Raw genomic sequence first — 5,869 nt, forward strand, 5'->3', positions numbered from 1 at the left:
CTCGCCGTCCGCCGCCCCGGTGTCGCGGTCCGCGTCCGCGACGCCGAAGGCGACCAGAGTCTGCCGCTCGTTCTCGACGGCGAGGCCGATATCGCGGTCGCCGTCGAGTACCGGGGCGCGCCCGGCGCCGACGACCCACGGCTCTCCCGGGTCCCCCTGCACGCCGAACCCTTCGACGCGGTCCTGCCCGAAGGGCACCCCCTGGCCGCCCGGGACCGTATCGAACTGGCCGCGCTCGCCGACAGCGACTGGATCGGCCCCTACCCCGGCAACCCCTGCCACGACATGGTGATGGGCGCCTGCGAGCGTGCCGGCTTCACCCCCCGGCTGGTCCATACCTCCGACGACTTCCGCGCCAATGTCGCCCTCGCCGCCGCGGCCGCGGGCGTTGCCCTGGTCCCCCGCTCGGCCCTGCGCGGCACCGACCTCCGGGGCACCGTCGTACGGCCGGTCTCCGGTCCCGCCGCGACCCGCCGGGTCTTCGCCGCGGTCCGCCGGGGCGCCGAGGAGCATCCGCTGATCAGCCCGGTGCTCGACGCCCTCGGCACCGCCGCCGCCGGTCTCGACCGGAGCTGATGCCCCGCCCCCCGGCGGGGGAGCGGGGCCGGACGGGACGGGTGGTTCAGCGCGCCGGCGGGCCGAGGGCCGCCTTCAGCCCCGCGTCCAGACCGTAGGAGGCGCCTTCCTGATAGGCCCGCTCGTAGACGGCGTCCCCGACGCCCTCCCGCGCGACCCGCTCGCACGCTTCCCGGACCTCCCGCAGCTCCGGAGTGCCCCGCTGCGGATGCCCGACCGTGCTCCAGAACGCCTGCCCGGTGCCGTACACCTGGCCGACCCGCTCCCCGTCGCCCGCCGCGGAGATGGCCGCGGCCAGCGCGTCCAGGCCGAGCGCGATACCGAAGTTGTCCCCTATGCCGTGCTTGCCCTCCAGCATGGCGCGGGCATGCGCCGCGGCGTCCAGCGCATCGCCCCGGAAGAGGGCGATCAGGCTGAGCTGGTAGTCCAGGTAGGCGCGGGTCCAGGACTCGCCCCGCTCCACGCACCCCGCCCGCAGGTTCAGCGCGAGTTCCCGGGCGTCGTCGAAGCGCCCCAGGCCGGTCAGGGCGAAGACCTCGACCAGGGAGCAGCGGAGCCGGGCCGCGGAGTCGAAGGGGTCGCCTCCCGCGGCCCGCAGCGTCTGTACGGCGGTGGCCTCGGCGTCCAGCGGGCTTCCCGTCAGCAGGTCGATCAGCCCGGCGAGATAGGCCGCCGCGAGGATGCCCTCGGTCTCCGTGTCGTCCGCCGCCGACGCGGTGCATTCACGGCTCACCCGCTTGGCGGACTCGTAATCGCCCTGGAGGGTGACCGTGACACCGAGCGCCCAGAGTCCGCGGGTGCGGTCGGGCCCGGGCCGCGGATGGGCGTCCAGGGTCTGCTGGAGGTAGTCCCGGGCCTCGTGGAGATGTCCGCAGCAGCTCCAGAAGAAGCCGACCAGCCCCGCCAGCCGCAGCGCGCGCTCGGGGGAGTGGCTCAGGAAGTGCTCCAGTGCCGCGCACAGTTCGTTGTACGCGGCGCTGATCCGCCGGTACCAGCGGGCCTGCTCGGGCCCCAGCCATTCGCGGTCGGCGCGCAGGGCGAACCGTAAGAAGTACTCGGCGTGCCGCTGCGCGAGGACGGTGTCCTCCTCCAGGGCGCGGAGCCACAGCTCCCCGTACTCCCGGATGGTGTCCAGCATCCGGTAGCGGATGCCGTCGCCGTCCGGCGACTTCACGACCCGGAGCACGGACATGCTGACCAGCCGCTCCAGCAGCGGGCCCATGGTCGCGGAGTCCAGCGGGCCGCCCGCGCACACGGCCAGCGCGGACGTCTCGTCGAAGTCGCCCCGGAAGACCGTCAGCCGGGCCCAGAGCAGACGTTCGACCGGGGCGCACAGCTCGTGACTCCACCCGATCGTGGTACGCATCGTGCGGTGCCGTTCCGGACGGACCGCGAGCCCCTCCTCCGCCTCCAGGACGTCGAAGCGGGTGATCAGCCGCTCGGCCACCTCGGCCACACTGGTCCGCCCGGCATGCGCCGCGGCCAGTTCCAGGGCGAGCGGAATGCCGTCGAGCCGCCGGCAGATCCACCGCGCGGCCTGCGCGGCATCACCCGACCAGGGGACGGGGACGGCTTCGGGCAGGGTGTCCGGGACGGAGTCCTCGGGGGCCGGCCGCGGGGCGGGCGGTTCGGTCTCGGCGGGTACGGAGCCACCCGCGGCCACGACCCGCTGGGTGAAGAGCTCCAGCGCGTCCGGCCCGTCGGTGGGCAGGGGTTCGAGGTCGATCAGCCGTTCGTCCTCCAGGCCGAGCGGCTGGCGGCTGGTGGCCAGCACGGTCAGCCCGGGGACCGCGGTCAGCAGATCCCCGATCAGGACCCGCACCGGGTCCACCAGATGCTCGCAGGAGTCGAGGACGAGCAGCAGCCGCTTCCGGCCCAGCCACTCGCACAGGGCGTCGACCGGCATCCGGGGGGTGTGGTCCGCCAGATCACAGGCGTCGGAGACGCTGGCCAGCAGCAGCCGGTCGCCGTACAGCGGTGACAGCTCGGCCCAGGCGACTCCGTCGGAGAAGCCTTCGGCGACCTGATGCGCTGCGCGCAGCGCCAGCCGTGTCTTTCCGACGCCGCCGGGTCCGACGAGGGTGACGATGCGGTGCTTCCTCAACGCCCGGTCCAGCCGGAACAGTTCCCAGTTCCGTCCGACGAAACTGGTCGATTCCTCGGGAAGGTTGCCCAACACGGGCCCATTGTTGCGCACCTTCGACCCCCTTGGCCCAGCCACGGAAACGGTGAATCGCGGAGGAACGCCGAAAGCGGCGGGAAATCGCCGCCCGGCGGCCGGGGCACGGCGGAATTCCGGCCGAACCCGCGGTAACAGGCGAACAGTGGAAGCGCGCGCTTGCAAGTAGAGCGCGTATGCAAATATTGTCTACGCGGACAAGATGCGAAGGCAATAGTTGGAGGTCCTCCGTGCCCATCGCCCTGCTCGCCCTGGCCGTCGGCGCCTTCGGGATCGGCACGACCGAGTTCGTGATCATGGGTCTGCTGCCCGAGGTCGCCGCCGGCTACGGCGTCTCGATCCCGGTCGCCGGCTGGCTCGTCACGGGCTACGCCCTCGGTGTCGTCGCGGGGGCCCCGCTGATGACCGCCCTCGGCGCGCGGATCTCCCGCAAACGCATGCTGGCCCTGCTGATGGCCCTGTTCGTGCTCGGCAACGCGCTCTCGGCGCTCGCCCCCTCGTTCGAGCTGATGCTCGCCGGGCGGGTGCTGGCGTCGCTCGCCCACGGCGCGTTCTTCGGGATCGGCTCCGTCGTCGCGGCGGACCTGGTGGCGCCCGGCCGGCGGGCCGGCGCGATCGCGCTGATGTTCACCGGACTGACGGTCGCCAATGTGGCCGGAGTCCCCCTCGGCACCCTTGTCGGGCAGCACGTGAGCTGGCGGCTCACCTTCGCGCTGATCGCCGTCATCGGCCTGGCGGGACTGTTCGGTGTGGTGCGGCTGGTGCCCGACGCGCCCCGTCCCGAAGGCGTACGGCTCCGCGACGAACTCGCCGCCTTCCGCGAGATCCAGGTGCTGCTGGCCATGGCCATGACGGTCCTCGGCTTCGGCGGGGTCTTCGCCGCGATCACCTACATCGCGCCGCTGGCGACGGAGGTCACCGGCTATGCCGAGGCGTCCGTCACCTGGCTGCTCGTCCTCTTCGGGGTCGGCATGGTGATCGGCAATCTGCTCGGCGGACGGCTCGCGGACCGTGCGCTGATGCCGCTCCTCCACGGTTCCCTGGGCGGACTTGCGGTGGTCCTCGCGCTCCTGCCGCTCGCCGCCCACCACCGGGCCGCCGCCGCGGTGGCGGTGACCCTGGTCGGGGCCCTGGGCTTCGCGACCGTACCCCCGCTCCAGAAGCGGGTGCTCGACCGGGCCGCGGCCGCGCCGACGCTCGCGTCCGCGGTGAACATCGGCGCCTTCAACCTGGGCAACGCGCTTGCGGCCTGGCTCGGCGGACTGGTCATCGCCGCCGGTTACGGCTATACCGCACCCGCATGGGTGGGTGCCGCGCTCGCCGGTTCCGCGCTGGTTCTCTCGGTGGTCGCCCGCCGACTGGAGCCGAGGGCCGCCGCGCCCGGCCGGGTGGTTGCGGGCGCGGTACCCGGCGAGGCCCCGGCCGCACGTCCGTCCGGCCGGCGCTGAGCACGGCCCGGCGGGCGGCCGTCCCCGCCCCGCCGCCGTCCGGCCGCGGGGCGGAAGGCCCGTCGGTCAGGACACCGCGGGGATCGGCGGAATCGTGATCGGCGGGATCGTCACCGGGGGAACGGTCACCACCGGGACGGCGGGGACGGTGACCGGCGGCACGGTCACCGGCGGCACGGTCACCGGCGGCACGGTCACCGGAGGGATCGTGACGGGCGGGACGGTGACGGGCGGGATCGTCACCGGCGGCACGGTCACCGGGGGAATCGTCACCGGCGGCACGGCGGGGACGGTGATTCCCGCCAGCAGGGCGGTGAGGGCGTCGACCAGCGAGGTCACGAGCTGCGTCAGCGCCGCAACGACGGCCGTCACGCCCGCCGTCGCCGCGGCCACCAGTTGATTGACCGCCGTCTGTACGGCGGCCACCAGATCGTCCACCGCGCCGGCCCGGGTGGCGGGCGCTTCTGCCGCGCCGCCGCTCTCCTCCCGCACCCGGTCGAGCGCCGCGGCGACACCGGCCCGGTGCGCGGCCGCCTCCGACGGGCTCAGCCTTCCGTCGCGGGCATCGGCCAGCGCCGCGGCCACCGCGGCCCGTACCGGTCCGGCCGGCGGCGGCGCGCCGGGCTCCGCCGGGACCGCGGCCGCGGGTGGCGGGGACCACGAGGGGGAGGCGGCGGCCGCGGGGCCGACCGCCGTGAGGACGAACGCGGCGCACAGCGCCGGGGGGACGAGTGCGCGCGTCACCGGTGCGAGACGCATACGGGTTCCTTCCGGAGATGGGACGGTCTCTCGCACTCACCGTGTGAACGGCGTTCACGCAGCGCAATCGCACACTGCTCCGCCGAATGGGCGAACCGCTCCCGCCTGGTCCCCTGTGACCTGCGGACTCGTCCGCGCCCAAGAGCACCACCGGGGTGGGGCGTCCGGGTGAATCCGAGTGACTCGCCCCGGTCCGCAGCGGGAAACCGCCGCCGGAATTCGCTCCCCCGTTTCGCTGTGCATAAGGGGCAGATAAGGGCAAAATGGAAGTGCGCGGCGAAGGAGTCGCGCAGTTCGGTCCGACGCGCAGACCATGTCGAAGGAGGCGAGTCGTATGGCCGACGTCTCACACAGGGAAGATCTGGCGGGTCATCCCGATATCTCGGAAATGCGGGACCGCTATGCCCGCGTGCTCGGCGGGCGCGATGTGGCGCTCGTGGACGGACCGGTCTTCCTGGTCGGTCTGGCGTGCGCGGTCTCCCCGTGGATCGTCCACTTCTCCGGCAGTCAGCCCGCGCTCGCGACGCACAACCTCATCATGGGTGTCGCGATCGTCGTGCTCGCGCTCGGATTCACCGTCATGCCCCAGCGGATGTACGGCCTGAGCTGGGCCATGTGCGTCATGGGCGCCTGGATGGTCATCGCCCCGTGGATCGTGGGCAGCAACCCCGACGCGGGGGTCATCTGGACCAACGCCGTCCTCGGCGGCCTCACCTTCCTGCTCGGGCTGGCGTGCACGGCGGCGGCGATGCGCAGCGACCGGGCGGGCCGCACCTGAAACCGTACGGCCGTCCCTGAGTCCGTACGGCTTCCCTTCCTCGCGGCCCCGGCGGCAGTCATCCAGACGAAGCGCAGACCCCAGGAACGGGACCGCCTCGAACGCCCAGTCCCCGGCGATCGACTCCGT

General features: G+C 73.4%; 5 protein-coding genes. 3 read left to right on the plus strand and 2 right to left on the minus strand.

Annotated features, from left to right (window positions below):
- Positions 1-576: LysR substrate-binding domain-containing protein (locus tag ACWDR0_RS34300; RefSeq protein WP_456355749.1), on the plus strand; the 576-nt coding region annotated here is incomplete at its 5' end.
- 46 nt (positions 577-622) lie between these two features.
- Here the strand turns inward: ACWDR0_RS34300 and ACWDR0_RS34305 are convergent.
- The gene (locus tag ACWDR0_RS34305; RefSeq protein ID WP_456355750.1) at positions 623-2,755 is read right to left on the minus strand and encodes an ATP-binding protein; all 2,133 of its coding nucleotides are present in this window, start codon (positions 2,753-2,755) and stop codon (positions 623-625) included.
- 230 nt (positions 2,756-2,985) lie between these two features.
- Here ACWDR0_RS34305 and ACWDR0_RS34310 point away from each other — a divergent pair, with 230 nt between their 5' ends.
- Positions 2,986-4,203, plus strand: a complete 1,218-nt coding sequence (locus ACWDR0_RS34310; protein WP_456355751.1) for an MFS transporter — start codon at positions 2,986-2,988, stop codon at positions 4,201-4,203.
- Positions 4,204-4,269: 66 nt separating this feature from the next.
- On the opposite strand, the gene ACWDR0_RS34315 is transcribed toward ACWDR0_RS34310, so the two are convergent.
- Positions 4,270-4,962: a hypothetical protein gene (locus tag ACWDR0_RS34315; RefSeq protein WP_456355752.1), complete on the minus strand. Its 693-nt coding sequence runs from the start codon at positions 4,960-4,962 to the stop codon at positions 4,270-4,272.
- A 334-nt stretch (positions 4,963-5,296) separates the two neighbouring features.
- On the opposite strand from ACWDR0_RS34315, the gene ACWDR0_RS34320 reads away from it, so the two are divergent.
- A complete protein-coding gene (locus ACWDR0_RS34320; RefSeq protein ID WP_456355753.1) occupies positions 5,297-5,740 on the plus strand; it encodes an SPW repeat protein in 444 nt (147 codons plus the stop codon).
- The last annotated feature ends 129 nt before the right edge of the window (positions 5,741-5,869 follow it).

The sequence above is a fragment of the Streptomyces sp. NPDC003691 genome, assembly GCF_053981115.1.

What these genes read in the sequence shown, in the direction of transcription:
- ACWDR0_RS34315 (WP_456355752.1), bottom strand. Translation starts at nt 4,962, where the DNA reads ATGCGTCTCGCACCGGTGACGCGCGCACTCGTCCCCCCGGCGCTGTGC.
- ACWDR0_RS34320 (WP_456355753.1), top strand. Translation starts at nt 5,297, where the DNA reads ATGGCCGACGTCTCACACAGGGAAGATCTGGCGGGTCATCCCGATATC.